Here is a 22,248-nt window from a genome sequence, read left to right as displayed (position 1 = left end):
TAGATTTTGCATCATTCGCATCGATTTGCTCCCGGGTACGATACCTCTATTGTGCGCAGATCAGCCCATGGATAAACAATTTTTTTCTTCACGAAGTATGAAAAAACCAATATTGCACAGTCTAATGCCAAAGGTATCCATCCATTCCTTGTGGGTAAGATGCCAATGATAAGAAGGAGCGTGCATAACTCATGAATAAGCTGCTGACGGCATTGATGGCATGGCTGATCGGGATTAATTTTATGCTTTTGACACCTGCACAAGCCATCTCCGCTGCTATTCCATCACCACATTCCATCCCTAAGTCTGTGAGTCCCTCGCTGCTGCCTGTTACCGATGGGGACGCCTATCGCTCCACACACCACGCATTTGCTGCTCCAGTCATTTTGCTGGATGTTGGACATGGCGGTATTGACGGCGGGACGACAGAACACGGGGTACTGGAAAAAGACATCAATCTGGCCATCAGTCAAAAGGTGTACCTTCTGCTTCGCAGCAAAGGGTATGCTGTCATCATCAACCGGCTTGGTGATTATGCACTTAGTGATGAGAATCGCTGGCTGAACAGCAGGTCTCGTCATCGCAAGGACCTGGCCCAGCGCAAGAGCCTCAGTGAAGAAGTAAGCACCGATATCGTTGTCAGTATCCATGCCAACTGGAGTCCAAAGTCAGCTACACGTGGACCGATTGTACTCCACCAAAAGGAAGGCCGCAGCTACCTGCTCGCAGAGTCCATCCAGACCGAACTTAATCATCTGTTTGGTACACAGCGCGGTGTAGTGTGGGGTAAACCTTTCTATCTGCTGAATCAGGTGAAACAGCCGGCAGTTATCGTTGAAACGGGATTTCTGAGCAATGCAAAAGACCGGGCCATGATGAGTGATCCTGCAGAGCAGAAACATATCGCCCAGTCCATTGCAGATGGCATTATTTATTATTTGTCGGCAGTGTAGGGGCAGCATGCCAGTGCCAAACTTCACGAACAAGATCTCCGATGCCGACAAACTCAATTTGATCCTGCAGGCGGGTGACAGATTCGCGCACAACGCTGGATGTATTTAGTCCCGTCTGACCCACATGCCCAATGACGACACACATATTCTTCTCCAAGGCTCTCTTGGCAGCCAAATCCATCTGCTGACGAATATGCGGCTTCGAATTTCGGTCATCAAGGAAAATGTCATTGCCAACCGGAGGCATATTTTTGGAGACAGCGAGTTCACCCACAACCGAACGAAAATTGGTGCGACTGTCCACAAAAAACAGCCCACGCTCGCGGCATACATCGAGCACAATCGACATGATGCGTTTGTCGGAAGTAATTTTGGATCCCATGTGATTGTTCATGCCAATGGCGTAGGGAACATCATCAATGGCTTTCTCCACTCGTTCGCGGACTTCCTTGTCCGTCAGATTGGATGTGATCGCACCGGGACCCAGCCACTCAGGTCTTCCAACTTTGGGCTCCATCGGCATGTGCACAATCACATCCATTCCTTTTTCATGTGCAGCCGCAGCGTCTTTCTTCGTGGTTGGCAAAAATGGCATCACGGCAAGGGTAAGTTTGACTGGCATGTTTAATATCTCCGCAGTGCCTTTCATGTCATTGCCCGCATCATCAATAATAATTGCCATTCGTTTATGCTGTGTTTTGGATTGAGGTATTACGGTTGGTTGTGTTTCCTCTGCGGCAAGTGACCTTGCACTGCAAATCATTGGCCCTCCTGCGTAAACGATAACCAGCATACACACCAGCATCAAAGAAATTCGAATCGTCCATGGACTGGACGCCCCTGTTCGTTCAGCCTTTTTCATCCCTCGTTCCCTCCTTTGTTCTGTTACATCATTATTTGAACAATGAAGTAGGAATATGTTAGACAAAAAAAGCCTGTTCCCGTCAAAAAGAAGGGGACCTCCCCGAGAGAAGATCCCCTTCACTAAAACACGAATCAGTCCAGCTTATTTGTTACCCCACAGCTCCATGCGCTGTACGTATTTCTGGTTAATGATGTCTTCCACCTTCTCATCTCCGGCCTTTTTCATATCCTCAAGCATTTTGTCGAAGATGGCATTCGCTTCTGCCTCGGTTGGAGCAATAATGGCTCTCGTAATGCTTTGGTCCATAATATCCTTGACCTTTTGGGCCGTCAGCGCTTCCGGTGTTCCGCCGTCTGGATTGAGGTTGTCATATTCTGCGGTATCCCATACCGAATCGCCCAAAGTCTTGATCGCAAGTTCATCGACTTCACTTCGTTGGTATTTAACGGCCATATCATACGGCTGTCCATTCGGGTCCAGACCATTTTTGATAAACCACAGCCATTTCCGAACCCCGCTTGTCTTCACAGTCTCATCCCAATTATCCTTGAAGCTTTGCAGGAATGCTGGGTCAGGCTGCCGCTTGCCATCCACCATGGTGTATTGTTCGCCTTCCTTGCCCCATAGGAGCAAGTGCTGTCCTTCATCACTGGCCAGATAGTTGAACAGCTTCATCGTTTCTTCGGGGTGTTTATTATTTTTGGTAATGGCGATGGCATCCCACCCGAGCGAGCTTCTTGGTCCAAAAGTGGTTTGACCCGGGTCTACGCCAGGAGCTACAACTTTATAAGCAAATAACTGATTTTTCTCCCCGCCATCCTTTTTCAGCGCTGCATTTCCGTTTCCTGGATCCCAATACGCGCCTGGGGTGGAGAATACCGCTCCTGTCGTGAGCTTTTGAATCCACGTTTGTGTTTTGCTAATGGCGAATTCCTTCTCGATCAATCCTTCTCTATACAGACGATTCATATATAGTAACATCTCACGATACTTTGGATCCTTGACATCATATTGTAGTCGTCCGTTATTATCGTAATAGGTTTTTAGACCCCACATCCCTTTGAAGGTCCCCAGATTCGCCCCCATGTTCTCCCCATTCATCGTCATGGGGACCGACTCTTTGCCATCTATCGTGTTGTATTTCTCTTTGAACTGTTTAAGAAGTGATTCAAACTCGTCCGTCGTCAGCGGCTCAGACCCATCCGCCTTGTCCGGGGCAAGTTCTTCCAGCAGGCTTTGCCTCATCAGCATGCCAAACACCGGATCACTATCGAGGCCATACCAATTTGCCAGGTAATAATTTTTGCCGTCCGTATAACGTGTCTTGGTCAATGTGTCCCCATACATATCTTTCAGATCCGATCCGTATTTCTCAATTAACTCATCAAGTGGAATGAAGGCCCCGCTTGAGATGTATTTATCCAAAGAGGCATCTCCACGGCTCATGACCACCACATCAGGGTAATCACCACTCGCCAGCATCAAGCTCAGCTTTTCCGTCGGATTTCCCGTCGGCTGCTGGATGGAAATCTCTATACCGGTCTTTTCGGTGATTTGCTGGGCTACAGCATCGGTGAAAGGCTCTCCTTTGGTATTGCCATCAAACCAGGTTAATGTAATAGGGCCTTGTTCAGTTCCCTTTTCGTCTGTACCCGAACTTTCTTTTTCCTCATTTGAGGAGCAGCCCGCCAGCAAACCGAAGACTAATGCAGCAGTAATGCCCATGACCATCCATTTTTTTGTTTTTTTCATTGACACCCTAATTCCTCCCAATGAATAAGTTCTTTACTGAATTATTTGGGCAACCAATTAACGCTGTACCACCCCCTCTCAGGAGCGGCCGCCGAATAACTCTCCTCCGGCAACCAGACCAACGAATAGATTAACTCTTTACGGCTCCCAAAGTCATACCCTTGACAAAATATTTCTGCAAAAACGGATATACCAGAATAATTGGTAACGTTGCAACCATTGTTGCTGCCATTCGGATGGTGTCACTCGAAACAGCATTTCGCTTGGCTGAGTTGGCCAGCATCTGCGTTTGCGATACCATCCCACCGGTCTGAAACTGACTCAAGATTTTGACCAGAACAGCTTGCAAAGTCTTCAGGTCCGAGCTGTAAGTAAAGGCATAAGAGTCAAACCACGCGTTCCAATGGCCAATCGCCTGGAATAATCCCACTGTCGCAAGTACAGGTGTCGTCAGCGGCATCACAATCCGGAAAAAAATCGTGAGATCGTTGGCTCCGTCCACTTTGGCCGATTCCTCAATCTCATGGGGGAGCTGCTCCATGAACGTACGTACGATAATCATGTAAAACACATTCATCAGACTGGGCAGAATGAAGACGGAGAACGTATCAATCATGTTCAGGGCTTTAAGTACCATGTAATAGGGGATCAATCCGCCGCCGAAATACATCGTGAAGATGAAGTACAAATTCCAGCCCTTGCGCCCCACCAAATTCCGCCGGCTTAGCGGATAGGCCAGCATCGTGATGACCAGCACCGACAGCGGTGCACCAATCAGCGTTCGTTTGACCGTGACCCACAGCCCGTTCAGAATCTCACTGTCCTTCAAAATTTGGCTGTAACTGTCCAAGGTAGGGACGCGAGGCCACAAGTACACGCCGCCACGGACCGTATCCTCCGCGCTGTTTAATGAGAGAACGAGTATATTCCAAAAGGGCAGGAATGTAACTAATAGCACCATGATAAGAATGAGATAAACAACCAATTTAAAAATCTGATCGCCGAATCTGTTCAATAACATCCTGAGCACTCCTTTCCTTCTTGTTTAAAATAACGCCTGGTCGTTTACTTTTCTTGAGATACGGTTCACAATGACAACGAGAATAAATGCGACAACGGATTTGAACATTCCAACGGCTGCTCCGTATGAAAACATACTGTTTTGCAAGCCATATTTGTAAGCATAAATATCGATGACTTCCGAATATTCGAGCACGGTGTTATTTTGCAGCAGATACTGCTGTTCGAAGCCCGCATTCAAAATTCCACCAACCGCAAGAATAGCCAGGATCACAATCGTTGGGCGCAACGCAGGAAGAGTGATGTGCCACATTTGCTTAAATCTGCTCGCTCCATCCACCCTGGCAGCTTCGTAGAGCTCCGGATTGATTGAGGAAATGGCGGCAAGATACATAATTGCACTGAAGCCCATCTCTTTCCACATGTTGGACAAGGCAATAATCCACCAGAACAAAGGTCCGTTTTGCATAAAAGCAATCGGATCATCAACAATCCCCAGCAGAACCAGAATATTATTCAGCATTCCGTCTGAAGCAAGCAGCGTAATCACAATATTGGCGGCAATAACCCATGAGATAAAATGGGGCAAATACGATACTGTCTGTACAAAACGCTTGAAAAATCCCTGTCTGGCTTCGTTCAGTACTAGCGCGAGTATGATTGGTGCAGGAAACCCGAATAGCAATGTCAGCAAGCTTGTTGCAAGCGTATTGCGCATGACCCGGTAGAAATCTCCCGTGGTGAAGAAATACTCAAACCACCGGAAGCCTACAAACTCGGCATGAAAGAACTGGTGAAAAAATGACTCCCCACCCGGCTGATAATTGGTAAATGCCATATATAGCCCGAACATGGGGCCGTAGGAAAATAACAATGTTGCAATGAAGGCAGGTAGCATAAGCACGAATAACCACTTTTGGTCTTTTAGTCTGCTCATCAGATTATTGCTCCTGACTGTTTTGATAGCGCTTACCTTGTGCATCAAATGCCCTCCCTTTTTCTTTATAACAGTCATGATTGGCCTGATCCTGATTCAACTGTTTACCTTTTCATCTTAATTTTGATAGCGCTTGCTTACCATACTTCAATGCTCCGAAAAATGCCGCTTTTTAACGATGTTTTCGGTGAAAACCGTTATTGGATTTCCATATTTGGTCTGCTATGATGAACTCTATGTAATGAATCTTCAATGGAGAGAGGGCTCCTTCATGCGTCCATTTTACAAAAAATACATCTATATGCCATTTGTGAATCTAAGCTTCAGGTCCAAACTGTTTCTGGTATTTGTTCTGGTCACCATTATTCCGATGATGCTGTTGGTTTATTTTTCGTTTGAACTCACCAAATCCAAGCTGACCGAGCAGATTTACATCAATATGATGAATTCCACCGCACAGATTACCAAAAACTTGGAAAATAAATTGGACAGCTATGAGCATATTTCAGCCTCTATTTATCTGGATAATCGACTAGCCAATTACCTGACGTCTGAATATCAGGATGATCCTTCCTATTTGGATGTCTATAATTATATTGGTAATCGCATCGATACCATCATGGCTGCCTACCCTGATTTTGATAGCGCATTCATTTACTCGGACAACCCATCCCTACCCAAAGATCATTATTATATCAAGCCCATTACACCTGAGGTTCAAGAGACCGAACTATACCAGAAACTGCAGCAGTCGTACGGTAATATTGTTCACCTCTCCTCCCCGATAACAGAGGAAGGTCCCGCTATGTTTACCCTTGCGAGGCTGCTGAACAATAATAGCAATCAATATCCCTATGGCATGCTCGTATTCCAAATTTCCGAGTCTGTTATCTATTCGTTAATGGAAAAGGAAGCCGGAGGCAAAGATATCTTTATCATGAATGACCAAGGCATTATTTTATCATCTGCAGACAAAAAGTTAATCAATACCCGTTTGCCGGAACTGCTTCAGCAAAACTTCGGAGAATCTCTTTCCGGCAGATTTGACACGACCTATCAGGGGGTCAAGGCACTCGCCGTATATAACACGCTGAAAAATGGCTGGAAAACGGTTTCCATCTTTCCTTATGACAGCATTATCAAGGATGCCAAATCATTGTCACAGCTCATTATCAAAATTTCTCTCGGCTTTATTGGTGTAGCCCTGTTACTGATCTATATTACCGCTTCGCTGTTCAGCAAACGCATCAGGACGTTAATCCGGATGATTCGGCGGATCGAACGCGGCGACTTTAATCCAACGCATGAAGAACAACTGGGCAGTGATGAGATAGGCCAGCTTCATTTTGCTTTTCAGCAAATGACAACCCGTTTGAGAAGTCTCATTACCGAGGTATATCAGAAGGAGCTGCAGAGTAAAGAGGCCGAACTCGATCTTCTGCAAGCCCAGATCAACCCTCATTTTCTGTATAACACGTTGGGCTCGATCTCTTCTCTCGCCATAAAACATCAAGATCCCCAAATTCAGGAGATGGTTCTGAATTTGGCCAAGTTTTATCGGATATCACTGAATAAAGGTAAAAGCATTCTAACCATTAACGAGGAAGTAAAACTGACTCAGAGTTACAATGCCATTCAGCTCATTCGGTTCAAGGGACAGCTGAATTTCATCTATACTATCGATCAAACGGTTTTGCCTTACTCCACTGTCAAGCTTGCTCTGCAGCCATTTGTGGAGAACGCGATTATTCATGCCATTTGGAATCAGGAAAGGCCACTGAATATTCACATCAAAGGGGTCGTCGAAAATAATTCAATTATTCTCTCCGTCATAGATGACGGCATGGGCATGTCGCGTGATACCCTTCAATCACTGCTTGAAGACAAACCAGGACGAGGTTATGGGATATCCAACGTAGATCGACGGATTAAGCTGAAATTTGGTGAATATTACGGTGTAAAAGTATACAGCCGACTGGGTGCGGGGACGACCATACGAATCATCCTTCCCCAGAATCAAGTTCAGGTCTGATAGCTCACGAATTCTTAATTGAAATACATAAATAAGGCTGCGGATCACTCCGCAGCCCCCAGAATTACTTCAAAATCAGGTTATAGATGACCTGTGCCGCTTCTGCCCGGGAAGCGATCTCTTTGGGTCCAAACTGCCCCTGCCCTTTCCCTTGAATCAGGCCAAGATTGGCAGCTGTCATTATTGATGCATTTGCCCATGATGAAATCAGATTCATATCCGTGAATGCTGCATCCTTGGAAACTAGAGGGCCTTGTTTCCTTCCCAAGGCATATCCCTTCATCAGCATTACCGCCATTTCCTCACGAGTAATTGGTTTATCCGGTTCGAACTTATCCTGACTTTTGCCGCTTACAATTCCCGCCTTGTACGCGATGGAGATAGGCGAAGCATACCAGCGATCAGCCGTTACATCACGAAATTCCACTTCACCTGCTGATGTCAATCCCAGGGAATGTACAAGCATGGAAGTGAATTCGGCTCGTGTAACCGCACGTCCTGGTTCATACAGGTCTCCGCTTGTACCTTCAACAAGCAGCTTGGCCGCCAACTCCTTGATGACGGGGCTCGCCCAGTGGTAGGCAGGGACATCCGTAAAGGTGCGATCCAGCTCCAAAACAGCATATGTGCTGAAGTCGCTGATTTCTCCAGTGAGTACATTAGCTGCATACTCCCCATGAATAAAATCAAGCCCGCCATGATCCGCAATAGCATAAATGCCGCCCTGTGTGGGATTGAAACCTTCCATTGCACTTAGACCCAGGACGAATGGTTTTTCAACATTGGAAAGTGTTTCGCTTAAGCCCGATTTACTCTGAACCGATAAACTAAACTCGTAGATCCCTCCCTTCAGCGATACCTTTGCACGTGACCTGGTCTGCACTCCAGCAATGACCTCATTGGCTCTACTGCCAAGCGAAACCATTTTGAGAGAAATCGTGCTGTCTTCCCGCTGCCCTTCTGGCAGCTTATTTAGAAGCTGCTGCAGCACCTCAGCAGGGATGTGGAGACTTAGCTTACCCGATTCCACTGCCAACGTGTAGTTTCCGAGCTGGCGGACAATAGCAGAAGATAACTGCACTTCCTTCGTATCTGCCTTGATCTCCACTACAGCTTTTCCAGCCTCCCTGTTGATTTGCAGCATATCTGCCGTGATCGTCAGGGTTGTAGTGACAACACCTTGGTTCGGGATGTTCCCAGACGTAGTGTTGTTATGATTATTGCCAAGGCTGCCTGAGTTTTCGGGAGTCCCAGGGCTTTCCGGATTTGATGGATTTCCAGGGTTTCCAGGGGTATTCGTGTTTTTCGTTAACTTCACCAATCTCGATTCAGCTGGTTCAAGAGCTGCCGACCATGAACCCGAGACGGAAGAAACTTCTCCTGACCATAGGTCTGTTAGCGAGTAAGATTGGGAAGCATTCAGTCCGGCGCGTTCAAAGTCAACCGTTCGGGCTGTCGAATTGGCAGCACTGTAATTAAATATGGCAAGGTAATAATCTTCGCCATCCTTGAGCACAAACGTATCTGCAGCATTCGCGTTGGTATTACCTTCAAGCGGCTTAAATGCCTTCCCCTTCAGCGCAACATTCAGAACCTCCATATTGTTATACAAGGCAGTCATATATTCCTGAGCTTTTGGATCGTTCACATCATCGGAATCCATCATCACAGTCCCGGCAATTACACCAGAGTTAACCCGGCTGCGGGCTTCGGCCAAACTTGAAGCACGGCTTAATACCAGATGGTCAGGGTCTGTATAGGAATAAATGGTTCCATTTTGCCAGAAGCCATAGGTTAATGAATTCAGCATATATTCTGTCTCATTGATATTGCCGTAGGTATCGCAGGAGATGCGTCTGCTGTGAGCATATTGGCTTGGAAAGATCGGTGCAATGGATGCGCTAATGAACATTTTTCCATCCAGCCGGTCTTCAACATAACGCATGCCTTCATTGTACGCCTGGATGCCAGTGGATACTTTCGGGTCAACATGTGTTCCTTCCAGAGAGCCGTGGGTCAGAAAATCCAGTTTGATGAAGGTGAACCCGAGATTCTTGAACTTATCTAGGAAGTAATTCATCCGCATTTTGGCTCCCGGATGCGTTACATCCAGTGGATAGGCACCATCCAAGGTAGGCAGAGGATCACCCGCATTGTCCTTAAGCACAATATCGCCATACGTATACTGGTTATTGGTGCCTTCAACGATCTGGCTCATATTGTTACCCCAGTACACAAAAGGAGCCCAATAGATCCCTGCTTGCTGACCGTTGCCCTTAATTACAGATACAGCCTGTGCAAGCTCTTCATCGCTCAAATTGTCCCAGTAGGAATCCATGTTGATAAAGACATTGCCGTTATTGTTGAATTTGTTCAAATGGTTCTTAAAGTAGTTGGAGACATCCACAACGTTCTGGTAAGACAGTGTGCTGCCATATGCTCCCCAGCTATTCCAGCCGACTGGAACGCCTTGCGGAAGCTGCGGATTCAATTTCAGCGGCGGAGTTATAATTGCATTGGCCTTCCCATACTCTTCAAGTCCTGTCCGGTAATCACTGAACCCTCCCACCATAATCAGCGGCGAGGACAGCTCCGTGCCAGTCAGACTGCCATGTGGCTGCGTATCACGGGTAACATCACTCGCAGCCCCTCCATAAACGATAAGCTCATGAAGGCGATTAGCAGATCCTTTCCAATCAATACCTGTCTTCCAGGTATCATGGGTCACAGAACCAATCACCAATCCGTTGCGTGTTGCGTTATTAAAGATGGCGGTCATTTCATAACTGGTATCTGCGCGATTCATCGTTTGGGATTTGTAACGAATCCAGGCATCATTGTCAAAAGGCACAGTGAGGACACGATTATCTGCGCTATCCCCAATGTCCACCCCACCCGTATTGCTCACGGTAATCGGGGATATATAATTGCTCATGATCTCCATTTCGCTAATTGCACTCAGGCTGGTCAGAAAATACGTCTTATCTTCATAGAAACGATAAACCTGCTTCAATGTCGGTTTGCCAGCCGATGTATGAACAAATGCAAGTTCAATCCCTTTGCCGAATTCGTCTTCCAATTCCCTCGGTGCACCAGCACTTGCATGACTCTCATAATCTTTGCTCTCCACGAGAGCTTCGCCCATTTTAATACTGCTGTATACACCTCGAAGCTTCTGTCCGTCCGCCCAGCTATACCCGGCAAGGCCTGTCTGGGTATTATAAGATACTTCATAATGTTCATTGGATATGAGAAATCCGTACGTATAATCCGTTACCGATATTGCTCCATATTGATGCGTATCGCCTGGTATCCCCAAGTCGTCTTCTTCGTTAGGATTCCCGGGTTCCTCTTCATTGTCTTCCAATCCGACAATGACAATCTTGTCGATGTCAGGGGAGTACCAGTTGTTATCGTCGATCAGGATCGTGTTACTCCCTGCGTTCAGGGGCAGCGTCACAGTATAACTTCCCACGGTATCCCAATCCACAGTCTTCGGTGGTTCCTCAAATTGCTTCGATCCACCATTGGCACTAATATTAAACGGCCGGGGATCACCCGAAATGTAGTAAACATCGACTTTATAACTTCCCGACTCGCTCACCGTTACATTGTTGAATTGTAATGAGCTGCCTTGGTACATGCCTCCGACCTTCTTGCCTCCTGAAGCAGACGGGCTATCCGAGACAGAGGCATTTCCACTCAGCGTATTTCCTTCCGCCTCGGCTTCATAGCTATTCGCGTCGTTCGCATGGACCATGCCTGCAATCGGACCAATGCCTGTCACGAGAGAGAAGATCAAGAGGAACACAAAGGCTTTTTCAGGACACATTTAAACATAACATTCCTCCAAATTCATAATGATTGGGCTATCGCTGCGTTTACTTTGTCCATTTAAGCAGTAGCACTTGTTATTGTAATCGCTTTCAAATTATTATAAAATGCTCATCCTCCTTCTCTGTTTTTCCATGAACCCTTGTTCCTTGTTTCGCATTGCCCGCTGTCTGAATTCCTATTATTGGGGCTGAATGATTAGGTTACATGCCTAATTGTAAAAAGAGAAATGGCAATGATCCATATCCCAATTTTACGATTCGTATCGGAATGTCTCTTTCATTGATTAGAAGAATCAGATCTTGAACGATCAGATTGTTTTTCTATATTCATTTGGCGTAACCCCCTCATTTTTAAGAAAAAGGGAAATGAAATAAGATGTGCTCTCGTAACCTACTCTCTGTGCAATATCATGAATCTTCAGTGAGCCGTCTGCCAGCATCTCCCTAGCTTTACCAAGCCGGATACGAGTCAAATAATCATGGATGGTCATTCCTGTTTTATCTTTGAAAATGGATCGCAAATAGTTTGGCGACAGATAAACCTGTTCAGACAGGCTGTTGATGGTAATGGGGTGATTATAATTTTGATCAATAAGGGTCCGCACCTTATGAATCAGTTTCTCATTTTTGTCCATAAACCGCTCGCCCAGCAGACTCACGGCATTTCCTGCCGCATCCAGGATCAGGCACTCAATCTCATGCAGCGAGGGCGCATTATAAATGGAGTGGAATAGTTCCGCTCGTTGAACCCCCTTCGCAATCGGTTCCTGAACCTGTTCCAGCAATTCATCCACAAGGCCTATGGACCAGTCACATATGATCTTCTTTTTCATACGCATTGCAGCCAGGGTCTCAAAATATCGGTGCAGCTTCTGTGCCGTCCATTCAAAATCCAGTCGATGAATAGCCTCAAACCACTCCTGCTTATCAAAGGACGGCATATCTTCGCTGTACAATTGACTCGTTACGCCTTCCGCATGAATCATCGTTCCGGTTCCTTCATAAAAACGTTCGCTCAAGATCACACGCATTTGCTCATATAGGCAATGAATATTGAATAATACCATTTCTTGGCCGCCTACAGCAGCAGTCACCGTGAAATCCAGCGCACTTCGCATGGCAGCCGCCAAGTCTTCCCAGGCATAATATCCAGGCTGAAGATCTGCCTCTATAAATAGCCCTGTCTCGCCTTCTTTGTAAGCAACAAAGATAACCTCCAGATTCTTCGCTTTAAAGTAGAAATTCAGATAAGACACCAGCCTGCCAGTGCAATCCTCCAGACTTAACTGCTCCCCCTCCACCTCAATGGGATCGATGCTGAACAAGGCCAGTGAATAACGCGATGTCGCGGGCAAACGGGTTAACCGGCTAAAATCGGATGCCAGTTCTGCAGCACGAGTCACATCTTTTTCGTAGGACAGCTCCTTCAAAAGGTTGGCTTTGGCCGCCTCTGTGGAACGTCTTTTCATGCCAACTTCCTCACAGCGCTGCTTCACCTTCGATATAACGCTTTCAATTTCACTTGGATCAAGTGGTTTTAGCAAATATCCGACAGCTCCTACATTAAGGGCCGATTTCACATAATGGAATTCATCGTGTCCCGTCAGAAACATCACTTGAATGGAGTCGTACAACTCATGTATTTTTCTAGCCAAATCAATTCCATTCATAATTGGCATCTGAACATCGGTAAGTACAATATCAGGCTGAGTGGCCTCGATCTTCTCCAAGGCCTCCCTGCCATTGCTTGCTGTTCCAATAATGTAGATCCCCATCTCTTCCCAGCGGATATAATCTCTCATCATCTCAAGTCCAAGCTCTTCATCGTCTACGAGGAAAATGCTGTACATCGAAGTCCCCTCCCATTTGATCTGTCTGTTTCTCTATTATATGTTTTTCCCTCCGTTCGACCAGATCGATTTATTATGAAGGTGTTTATCAGTTTGAAATTAGGGTTCTAACAACTCCAGCTGAGCGTTGAATTTGTAATTTACTCCCACTTCGGCATGAAGGGTCGTTCTAAGCTCTCCTCTGCTAATCGTAAATGTTCCAGGTGAAAAGGTACGAATTGTAGCCGACTTCAACTCCCCGTTCTCCCAGACTGCATCAACTTCGGCATTGCCTTTGGCTCTTAACCCGGATACCTCTCCCTTACTCCAAGCTTGCGGCAGAGCTGGCAGCAGATGAATCTCGCCATCATAACTTTGCAGCAGCATTTCCGCAATAACGGCGGTTCCTCCAAAATTCCCATCAATGACAAAAATATTGGTTTCTGCGCCGGCAATGCCCGACTTCGAATAGGTCAACAGATTATCGAAACACAGCCCACTGATGAGGTGGGAGATATGTTTGTAGGCCATCTCTCCGTCATGCAGCCTGGCAAAGCCAAGCCCAAACAGGGCCGCCGTAAATTCCACATCCTCCAATTCTTCCTGCTGCATCCGGTTCTGCATCATCACTCTTGCTGCCGAACTGAGTTCAGGTGTCCGGTCCGGTGTGATCTGATGACCTGGATACAAGGCGAATAGATGTGACATATGTCGATGCTCCGGCTGTGCTTCCTCATAATCCTCCAGCCATTCCTGCAGCTGTCCTTTCTTCCCAATCTGCAGCGGCGGCAGCTTGGCAATGGCTTCCTTCAATTTTCGTCCAAGTTCCTCATCCCGATCCAGCAGTTCCACCGACTTCAGACAAAATTCGAACAGCTCACGTACCAGAATCTGGTCCAATGTCGTTCCCATCGAGAGCTGGTGCACGGTACTGCCAGAATGATCAGGATAGAAATGATTCTCTGGGGAGTTGGAAGGACCGGTCACCAGCCAGCCATATTGGGGATGAACACTCATATAATCCAGATAAAAGGCTGCGGCTTCTTTAAGCACGGGATAGGCCGCTTTCTCCAGAAAAACAAGGTCTTGGCTATATTCATAATGCTCAATCAATTGAGTGGCAAGCCACAGTCCGCCTGTAACATTCAACCCCCACGAAGTATCCCATCCAGGAAGTGTGAATCCCCAGACGTTGGAGAATACATGCGCAACCCAGCCTTCGCTTCCATATAAGTTACGAGCCGTTGATCTACCCGCTGCTGCCAGATCTTCAATATATCTCGTCAGCGGTAGATGACAGTCTCCCAAATTCGTAATCTCCGTTGGATAATAGTTCATTTGGGTGTTGATATCCAGGTGATAATCACAGCTCCATCCCATACGACAGGCCTCTCCGTCATTCCATATTCCCTGAAGGTGCAGCGGCAGCGGAGAATTGGTGCGGGAACCGGCAATGGTCAGATACCTGCCGTATTGCAGGAACATCGCAAACAGCTGTGGATCATCGCTTCCGCCCCTCGCGAGCAATTGGATGCGCTGATCCGTAGGCAGATCGGCTTTGCTTGCCGTCCCAAGATGAATGCTAACCTTGTCGTACTGCTCGCTGTAGTCCCCGATATGATCCCTTCTCAGCAGAGCATAGCCTTTGTCCACTGCCTTTTCCATCGTGAGAAGGCTCTCCTTTTTCCACGCCGCTTCAGCACGGTGATAATCCGTGCTGACTGTGAAGTAAATCCAGGCCTCATCCGCTCCAGCGACAGTCAACTTTCCGTTTTCTCCAGTAACCGTACCACCAGTCACGACAACCTTCACATAACCTTCGGCCCACACACCGCATTTGCCGTTGCTATGGACATTCTCTGTTGCCTGACCGTTGAATTCCAGTGTGCCGTCATTTAGAACGGCACATTGGAACGATTCCGTGCCTCCCTCCAAGCCGAGGGTAAAGGATACGCCTCCGGAGGCATCACTCCAAACCCTGGAGGCAACCAGATCATCGACATGGGATGCAAAAACCTCACGGTTCAGCGTTGCATTGTTGTTCCTCCAGACTGTCTTCACCAGTGCCTGGTTCAAATCCAGCTCGCGCCGGAAGCTTTCCGCTTCCATGTGGTCCGGGCTCTTCTCGGCAAAATGGATAACAACCTCGCATAACCCCAGATTCGTTCCGAAATTTTGCTTTTTCGGCTGCAGATACTGCTTGGCAAGACGATCACCTTCATCATAATTGCCCGCGTAGAAATGACGCCGCATCTCCTCCAGCGCTGCTTTTCCTCCTTCAAAAGCAGGCTCCGGGTCTGTTTGCCCTGACCAGTAGGTAACCTCACTCATACTCCATACTTCACGATGTGGTGATGCCATGACAACCGCACCCATCCTCCCGTTACCCAGCGGCAGACCCTGAGACCAATTCACTGCAGGGGTGGAATACCACAATGTAAAATCGTCCATTTCATACCCTCCTCTTAAAAATGGATAAGCTGTTAATACGTTGGAAAAACAAATAAAACGCGCTGTCTGTATCGAACAAAAGCGCGCATATTATTTGATAGAGTTGAAGTAACTGTCAGCTTCCTTTAACCGTCAATCTATAAATTTTGGACTCTGCCTGTTCCAATGTTACGTTCAGATCACCAGAGCTTTCTCCCTGTACTCCTTCCCACAGTTCCTCATAACTGTAAATGGTACTGGCATCAAGTCCGGCTCGTTTCAGAGATATTGTTTTGTGTACCACACGTGCAGCATCGAAATTAAAAACAGCCAGATAGAAGCTTTGTTCTTCAACCAATTCAAGTACAAACACGTCTGAAGCCCCTTTGCCGCAATCTCCCTCAACCGGACGGAAGGTTTGGCCCAGTCGGGCAACATTCATGATTTTGTTGTTTGCAAGCCACTCTTTTGCCCGTTCCCCAGCCTCCGCTTGACGGAAATCATCTCCGAGCAGCAATACCGTACCGGCAATCACCGAAGCAGTCAGGCGGCTTCTCCCTTCCTGCAAGCCAGTCGCTTCCTGGTTGAAGCTCTTGTACAGTACCGAATGATCCGGATCATTGTATCGGTACAATGTATTATTCATCCACCATCCATGGGTCAGTGAGTTTAATAAATATTCCGTATCCTTAAGCGTGCCGAAGACATCGCAGGAAATGCGGCGACTGTGGGCGAAGGCGTACGGAAACAGCGGTGCAATGGACAGGTTAATGAAGAATGGCCGACCAATGGCTTCCGGTGAAAGTTTCTGCTGCAAGTAAGACATGCCATAGTGGTAAGCTGCAATCCCTGTCGTGATCTCCGGGTCATGATGCTGTCCTTCCAATGCACCGTGAGCGAGGAAGTCCAGTTTGATATACTCAAATCCTTCCGATATGAATTTGTTCGCGAACCAGTCGATTCTTAACCGGTTCCCTGGATGTGTCGGGTCAATGGCCAAACCACCATCCACATCCGGTAAAACCTCACCTTCACTGTCCCGCAGCAATATATCCCCGTAGGTATACTGGCCATCCGTCCCTTCCACGACTTGACTGAATTGTTCCGGGCTGCCCCAGAAGGCAAATGGCGTCCAATACGTTCCAGCTCGGTGTCCGTTTTGCCGTACCCGATCCAATGCATCCTTCATTTCTTCGGGTGTAAAGTTATCCCAGAAGGCATCAAAGTTGATGTACAGGGTGCCTTCATTCTGAAACCCCAAAGGCTGTACTTCCTTTTTCAAAAAATCACTGGTCGACGTATATAAATCGTAGTCCAGTTCACTCATTGCGGCAGACCAACTGTTCCAGCCGACCGGCACTCCTCCTTCCCATTGCAGTGGGGCCTCTATCCAGGTATTGGCACGGCCGTAAGCTTCGAGTCCCTCTCGGTAGTCTTCATAAAATCCGATAAATACGAGCGGTGATTCGATTCTCTTTCCCTTCACATAACCGTGAGGCTGAAAATCGCGGGTCAACTCGCTGACGGCACCGCCGTAAAGATCAAGTTCGTCGATGTGCCCACTCCGTTCGCTTTTGAACCGAATTCCTGTTTTCCACACCTTATGGGTGAGAGAGCCCATAATGATTCCACGGCGGCTGTCTGGCTCGAATAATGCTGCAGCTTCATAGCTTTCGACGTCCAGTGGCGGTTTTACGACCGTATATCGGACCCATTTATCGTTGTCAAAGGGCACGCGCAGAATGCTGAGTCCTTGCTGTTGAGCTTCACCGATGCCAAGTGATATTTGTTTGGTTTGAATGACCGCAAAGCGATTCACCTTGATCTCGCCATCACTATCAATGGTGCTCTGTACCAATACGAACGGTAATGATTCGTATATATAGAAATGTTGTTCCAACCTCGGCAGCATGGATGTCTGATGCAGGATCACCAAATGCACCCCTTTGCCAAAGCCTTCCCGGACAATGGTTTCCTTGCTCTTCAGCTCATGGCTCTGATAATGTTCTGTACTGTACTCCCGACCTTGCCAGCGAAAAGCACTGCGGAAATTCTGAATATGGCCAGAGAAATTGTCATTGCATGAAGCTTCACCATTTCCAAGATGAATCTCCAGGCTTACGTGGTTATTGCTCACCCGGATCAAAGTGTCATCCTGCTGCTCCACCCGCACTGCTGTATTGCTAGTTAGCATTCATATGCCTCCTCCATATTGCATGGTTAGTTGGTAGGAGTGGTTATTTTATTCGCCATCCCAAGTCTGCCCTCATTATAAAGACAGGCCAGGGCGTAATCCATGCACCGATCTTCCGATCCATATCGCGATTTAACACACTTCTTGCCTTAATGCTGATCGTCCGCTGCAACGTGGTATGTCTGACCGGCAGATGTCGGAAATTTTATCGTGAATGCATCAATGCGGGCCGTATCCATCAGGTTCCCATTCATGGTGACGATGAGCGGGACATTACTGCGAAGGGTGCAATCCATACCCAGCAGGGAAGTGATATGTGCTTCCGCGAGCTCTCCCCTGTCCCAACTAATGCTAACTTCGAATCCACCCCTGGCACGCAGTCCAGCGACGCTGCCCTTCTGCCATGCATCCGGTAACGCCGGAAGCAATTCAAGGTACGGGCGATGAGATTGCAGCAGCATCTCGGCAATGCCGGCGGACGCGGCAAAGTTGCCATCGATCTGAAAAGGCGGATGCGCGCCAAGCAGATTGGCATATATGCCGCCATGGTTGTACTGCTCTGATTCCCCGTCCTTGACCAGACGAAGCATGTTGGAGAGCAGACGCAGGGAACGGTTCCCATCTCCGAAACGACTCCAGAGGGCGACTCGCCACCCCAAACTCCAGCCTGTGCTCTCGTCTCCGCGCCGCTCCAGTGAGGTTCTGGCAGCAGCATACAGCGCCGGTGTTTCCTCCCGGGACAACTGCCGCCCGGGGTATATGCCTACGAGGTGCGAGGTATGCCGGTGGTACGTATCCTCGTCTTCAAAATCCTTCGACCATTCCTGCAGTTGTCCATATTTACCGACCTGGAGCGGCTGCAGACGTTTGCGGACATTCTCCAGTTCCATCCTGAAATCGGGGTCAATACCCAGCCGTTCCGATGCTTCTATGCAGTTGGTGAACAACTCCCAGATCAGGGAGATATCCATGGTTGAACCCGAACTGACCGCTGCTGTGCCTCTCGATGTACGAAATTTATGCTCCGGGGAAGTAGACGGAGAAGTCGTAAAACTTCCGCTGCCGTCTTCAATGAGCCAGTCCAGTGCAAACAGTGCAGCCTCCTTCATAACAGGATAGGCAGTTGTCCTCAAATACGCTTCGTTTCCGTTAAAAGCGTAATGCTCCCATACATGCTGAGTCAGCCATACGCCACCCATCGGCCAATACGCCCAGCCTGGATCACCGTCTCCGTAATTACCAACCGGGGCCGTCTGTGCCCAGAGATCCGTATTATGATGCGCCGTCCAGCCGCGGGTACCATAGTTGACTCGGGCAGTCTCGGCACCTTTCTTCGCCAGATTGCCGATCATATCCAGCAAGGGTGTATGGCATTCCGCCAAATTGCAGATTTCGGCCGGCCAGTAATTCATCTCGGTGTTAATATTCAATGTATAATTGCTGCTCCAAGGTGGACGGGTAAATGCATTCCATATCCCCTGGAGATTGGCAGCCTGTGTTCCAGGGCGCGAACTGGAGATCAGCAAGTAACGTCCATAATGAAAGAGCAGCTCCACAAGTCCCGGATCTTCAGCTGCATAGGTCGTGATCCGCTGACTGGTAGACATCCCTTCCGGAGCAAGCGGCGTACCGAGCTGAAGTTTTACTCTGTCAAACAGTGAGCGATAATCCGAAATATGTGAATCCCGCAAGCTTGCATAGGATTGGCTTGTCGCAGCGTTCAGAAATGAACCAGCAATGGCCGAGGCGTCTTTCCCTTCCACTCCAGGTATTTTGTCATAACCATTAAAACTCGTAGCCGCACTGAAGTAGAAGGTGGCAGCCGTTGCACCCAACAGATGAATTCCTTGGCCATCCACGGTTACCTGTCCATCCTCCGCTGTCACAGCCAGCTGTCCTTCAAAAACCATGCCCTTGGGGTCACTCGGTTCGCCGTATTTAATGGGATTATCACTTGCAACATAACTGGGCTCCACATGATCTGGTGCAGTTCCGGACAGAACGAACCGATCCCCCTGTACGTGAAGGGTATGCCGAAGCGGGCTGTCCAGCGTGGCGTGCACATTCAGTGCTCCTGAATCACTTGCCGTCAGTCGAAGTGCAAGCACCTGATGAGGATAGGAAGCAAACATTTCTCGTTTATACGTGACATTTCCAACCTGGTATTCGAGGCTGTGTAGTGCATTTTCCACATCCAGCGTCCGCTTGTAGGAATGATGGATGCTCCCATGCTCGAAACGCAGAAGCAAATCTCCAAAGGGCAAATACGATTGAGTGTATGGTCCCAGCATCTCTTTCGTCAACGTATCTGCTTCCAGATAACGCTCCTCCTGAATCAGCTTGCGGACCTTAGGCAAAACCTCTTTAGCCTCGGGATTATTGCCCTCCGTAGGGTATCCGGACCATAAGGTGTCTTCATTCAGACTGACTTTCTCCTGTTCAACCCCTCCGAAAATCATGCCTCCCAGACGGCCATTTCCGATGGGAAGTCCTTCGGTCCATACACTGGCGGGTTTATCATATTGAAGTTTCATGTGTTCTCTCCCTTCTTCCCCATTAAGTAATGGCACTGAATACATTGTCTCCAATGTCAACTTCCGTACAGGCTGTAATATGAACGAAGTTTTCAATGCTGGATTGCAATTCCCCTTCGTTAGAATGAGTTCCTCTCCTGAATGCAACGACAATGAGGTGCCCGGTCCATCCTGAGCACCTCATTGTCGATCTTCACCTGTTACTTGGACGCCTCATAGGCTTTTTGCAAAATTTCGAGATAACGGTCCAACTTCAGATTTTCTAATCCTTTTACATACGCATCCCAATCCTTGTTGAGATCCTTGTTACCCGTGATGAATTGAAGCTGATTTTGTTCGATGTAGTTTCTGATATTCGTTTGCAGCAAACTGGCTTCATCAATCTCGGCCGGATCAATCCATACGGACCAGATCGGGAACAACTCCTCAGGCTCATGTCCTTCGTACAGGAGCGTGGCATCATAAAGTCTGCGCTCATAACCGTCCGAAGCATAGATATCCGTGCCTTGCACGAAGGTATCACGATATTCTTTGGGCATATAGAAATGAGCCATTCCGCTCCAGCCCGCATTACGCGGCGCTTCACCCTCAGCCATTGGGATTTGTTTAACCATCGGCTTCGAATCCTTGCCCAGTGCCACATCACCCTCTACCGGATCGGTCCAATCGATTCCTTTCAAACCGCTTCCTCCATTCGTTTGACCTTCGGCAGTAAACATGTAGTCAACCATTTTGATCAGGGCGATTTGCGCCTCTTCGCTTGCTTTGTTGGTAATAACGAATTTGGCTCCTGGAGATACGCCGCCTCCGTCATGTGTCGCATAGGATATTCCGCTCGGTCCGAAAATTGGAGGTACAGGGTTATAATGTGCCGAGCGAGTATTCCCAGGATCAATATTTACGAAGATGGCCGGGTGCATGCCAGCACCGACGCCGAGAATTTCCGCATCCGCGTTTTCCCCAATTTTCTTGAAGGCTTCTGCGTTCTGTGTAAAAGCTCCTGGATCAATCAGACCCGCATCAAACAACGACTTGATGTAGGTCAATCCTTCCTTCCACTCCGGCGTAATGGCTGCCGATTGAACCTTTCCTCCAACCATCTGCAGGTAGTTGCGGTCATCGTCATACACGAATGCATTCATTAGAAAAGGAATGATTCTCACACCGAACTCCTCGATGGAGCCGCTGAGCGGGACTTCATCGGCTTTGCCGTTCCCGTTCGGGTCCTGTGTTTTGAATGCTTGCAGCACATTTTTGAACTCTTCTGTCGTGGTTGGCATCTCCAGGTTGAGCTTTTTCAACCATTCGGTATTCATCCACATCTTGCTCGGGTACGAACAATGGAAACATTCCGTATAGGCAACCAGGCCATAAATATTGCCATCAGGTGCCGTGTTAAGCGTTTTCAAGTTAGAATTCTTTTCCATGGCTGCTTTGATGTTGGGAGCATATTGATCAATCAGATCATTCAGGGGCATGAGAACGCCCTGTTTGCCATATTTCAACAGATCCGCTTGTGAAAATTGATCAATGTAATGAGTAAGCAGGTAGGCATCAGGATAGTCACCACTCGCCAGCGAGATTTGGCGCTTTTCCTTGGCCCCATCTGACGGATTGATCTGCCAGTTGAATTTGATGTTGAACTTGTCTTCCACAAATTTGGTGAATTGGTTGGTGGGGATATCGATCCCTGATTCCTGTACGGAAAACACGCTGATGTTCACTGGATTATCCCCTGTCGCCGGGTTTCCTGATTCCTGGCTGGACGAGGTGTCACTTGAACATCCGCTCATTACAATCGTGAACGCCATAAGCAGCATGAGTATGGTTATCAGGCTTTTCTTCAAATCGGATCACTCCCTTTAG

General features: G+C 47.8%; 12 protein-coding genes. 2 read left to right on the top strand and 10 right to left on the bottom strand.

The genetic code is table 11. The features are described from left to right. Window positions 1–191: 191 nt before the first annotated feature. Window positions 192–953 (top strand): N-acetylmuramoyl-L-alanine amidase family protein, encoded by a 762-nt coding sequence (locus AAIH57_RS00145; RefSeq protein ID WP_175399789.1) that lies wholly within the window; start codon window positions 192–194, stop codon window positions 951–953. Here AAIH57_RS00145 and AAIH57_RS00140 read toward each other — a convergent pair. From AAIH57_RS00140 to AAIH57_RS00125, 4 genes are all read right to left on the bottom strand, one after another. Beyond that, window positions 928–1,815, bottom strand: coding sequence for a divergent polysaccharide deacetylase family protein (locus AAIH57_RS00140; RefSeq protein WP_430020206.1), 888 nt, complete (start codon window positions 1,813–1,815; stop codon window positions 928–930). The two genes, AAIH57_RS00145 and AAIH57_RS00140, sit on opposite strands and share 26 nt — an antisense overlap. 144 nt (window positions 1,816–1,959) lie before the next feature. Further along, a complete protein-coding gene (locus tag AAIH57_RS00135) occupies window positions 1,960–3,570 on the bottom strand; it encodes an extracellular solute-binding protein (RefSeq protein ID WP_175399787.1) in 1,611 nt (536 codons plus the stop codon). Between the two features lie 130 nt (window positions 3,571–3,700). Next, window positions 3,701–4,591 (bottom strand): carbohydrate ABC transporter permease, encoded by an 891-nt coding sequence (locus AAIH57_RS00130; protein ID WP_175399786.1) that lies wholly within the window; start codon window positions 4,589–4,591, stop codon window positions 3,701–3,703. 24 nt (window positions 4,592–4,615) lie between these two features. Then, window positions 4,616–5,527, bottom strand: a complete 912-nt coding sequence (locus AAIH57_RS00125; RefSeq protein WP_246311174.1) for an ABC transporter permease — start codon at window positions 5,525–5,527, stop codon at window positions 4,616–4,618. Between the two features lie 271 nt (window positions 5,528–5,798). Between AAIH57_RS00125 and AAIH57_RS00120 the strand changes: the two genes are divergently transcribed. After that, window positions 5,799–7,559, top strand: coding sequence for a cache domain-containing sensor histidine kinase (locus AAIH57_RS00120; RefSeq protein ID WP_175399784.1), 1,761 nt, complete (start codon window positions 5,799–5,801; stop codon window positions 7,557–7,559). Between the two features lie 64 nt (window positions 7,560–7,623). Here AAIH57_RS00120 and AAIH57_RS00115 read toward each other — a convergent pair whose 3' ends face one another. The 6 genes from AAIH57_RS00115 to AAIH57_RS00090 form a co-directional block, all read right to left on the bottom strand. Then, window positions 7,624–11,391 carry an S-layer homology domain-containing protein gene (locus AAIH57_RS00115; RefSeq protein WP_430020205.1) on the bottom strand — a complete coding sequence of 1,256 codons (3,768 nt, stop codon included), beginning with the start codon at window positions 11,389–11,391 and terminating at the stop codon, window positions 7,624–7,626. 312 nt (window positions 11,392–11,703) lie between these two features. Beyond that, window positions 11,704–13,245, bottom strand: a complete 1,542-nt coding sequence (locus tag AAIH57_RS00110) for a response regulator (RefSeq protein ID WP_175399782.1) — start codon at window positions 13,243–13,245, stop codon at window positions 11,704–11,706. A gap of 99 nt (window positions 13,246–13,344) precedes the next feature. After that, a complete protein-coding gene (locus AAIH57_RS00105; RefSeq protein WP_430020204.1) occupies window positions 13,345–15,675 on the bottom strand; it encodes a glycoside hydrolase family 95 protein in 2,331 nt (776 codons plus the stop codon). 115 nt (window positions 15,676–15,790) lie between these two features. Continuing rightward, window positions 15,791–17,848: an alpha-galactosidase gene (locus AAIH57_RS00100; RefSeq protein WP_430020203.1), complete on the bottom strand. Its 2,058-nt coding sequence runs from the start codon at window positions 17,846–17,848 to the stop codon at window positions 15,791–15,793. A gap of 149 nt (window positions 17,849–17,997) precedes the next feature. Then, the gene (locus AAIH57_RS00095; protein WP_430020202.1) at window positions 17,998–20,382 is read right to left on the bottom strand and encodes a glycoside hydrolase family 95 protein; all 2,385 of its coding nucleotides are present in this window, start codon (window positions 20,380–20,382) and stop codon (window positions 17,998–18,000) included. A gap of 200 nt (window positions 20,383–20,582) precedes the next feature. After that, complete coding sequence (locus AAIH57_RS00090; RefSeq protein ID WP_430020201.1) at window positions 20,583–22,229, bottom strand: extracellular solute-binding protein; 1,647 nt, start codon at window positions 22,227–22,229, stop codon at window positions 20,583–20,585. Between the last annotated feature and the right edge of the window lie 19 nt (window positions 22,230–22,248).

Origin of the sequence: Paenibacillus sp. MABNR03 (assembly GCF_050455445.1) — a bacterium.
Classification (GTDB): domain Bacteria; phylum Bacillota; class Bacilli; order Paenibacillales; family Paenibacillaceae; genus Paenibacillus; species Paenibacillus xylanilyticus.
The sequence above is the reverse complement of the archived record's forward strand: the minus strand, read 5'-3'. Positions and strand labels throughout refer to the sequence as shown.

Excerpts from the sequence above, each read along its gene's own strand:
- AAIH57_RS00145 (WP_175399789.1), top strand. The coding sequence starts at position 192 with ATGAATAAGCTGCTGACGGCATTGATGGCATGGCTGATCGGGATTAAT.
- AAIH57_RS00140 (WP_430020206.1), bottom strand. The coding sequence starts at position 1,815 with ATGAAAAAGGCTGAACGAACAGGGGCGTCCAGTCCATGGACGATTCGA.
- AAIH57_RS00135 (WP_175399787.1), bottom strand. The coding sequence starts at position 3,570 with ATGAAAAAAACAAAAAAATGGATGGTCATGGGCATTACTGCTGCATTA.
- AAIH57_RS00130 (WP_175399786.1), bottom strand. The coding sequence starts at position 4,591 with ATGTTATTGAACAGATTCGGCGATCAGATTTTTAAATTGGTTGTTTAT.
- AAIH57_RS00125 (WP_246311174.1), bottom strand. The coding sequence starts at position 5,527 with ATGAGCAGACTAAAAGACCAAAAGTGGTTATTCGTGCTTATGCTACCT.
- AAIH57_RS00120 (WP_175399784.1), top strand. The coding sequence starts at position 5,799 with ATGCGTCCATTTTACAAAAAATACATCTATATGCCATTTGTGAATCTA.
- AAIH57_RS00115 (WP_430020205.1), bottom strand. The coding sequence starts at position 11,391 with ATGTGTCCTGAAAAAGCCTTTGTGTTCCTCTTGATCTTCTCTCTCGTG.
- AAIH57_RS00110 (WP_175399782.1), bottom strand. The coding sequence starts at position 13,245 with ATGTACAGCATTTTCCTCGTAGACGATGAAGAGCTTGGACTTGAGATG.
- AAIH57_RS00105 (WP_430020204.1), bottom strand. The coding sequence starts at position 15,675 with ATGGACGATTTTACATTGTGGTATTCCACCCCTGCAGTGAATTGGTCT.
- AAIH57_RS00100 (WP_430020203.1), bottom strand. The coding sequence starts at position 17,848 with ATGCTAACTAGCAATACAGCAGTGCGGGTGGAGCAGCAGGATGACACT.
- AAIH57_RS00095 (WP_430020202.1), bottom strand. The coding sequence starts at position 20,382 with ATGAAACTTCAATATGATAAACCCGCCAGTGTATGGACCGAAGGACTT.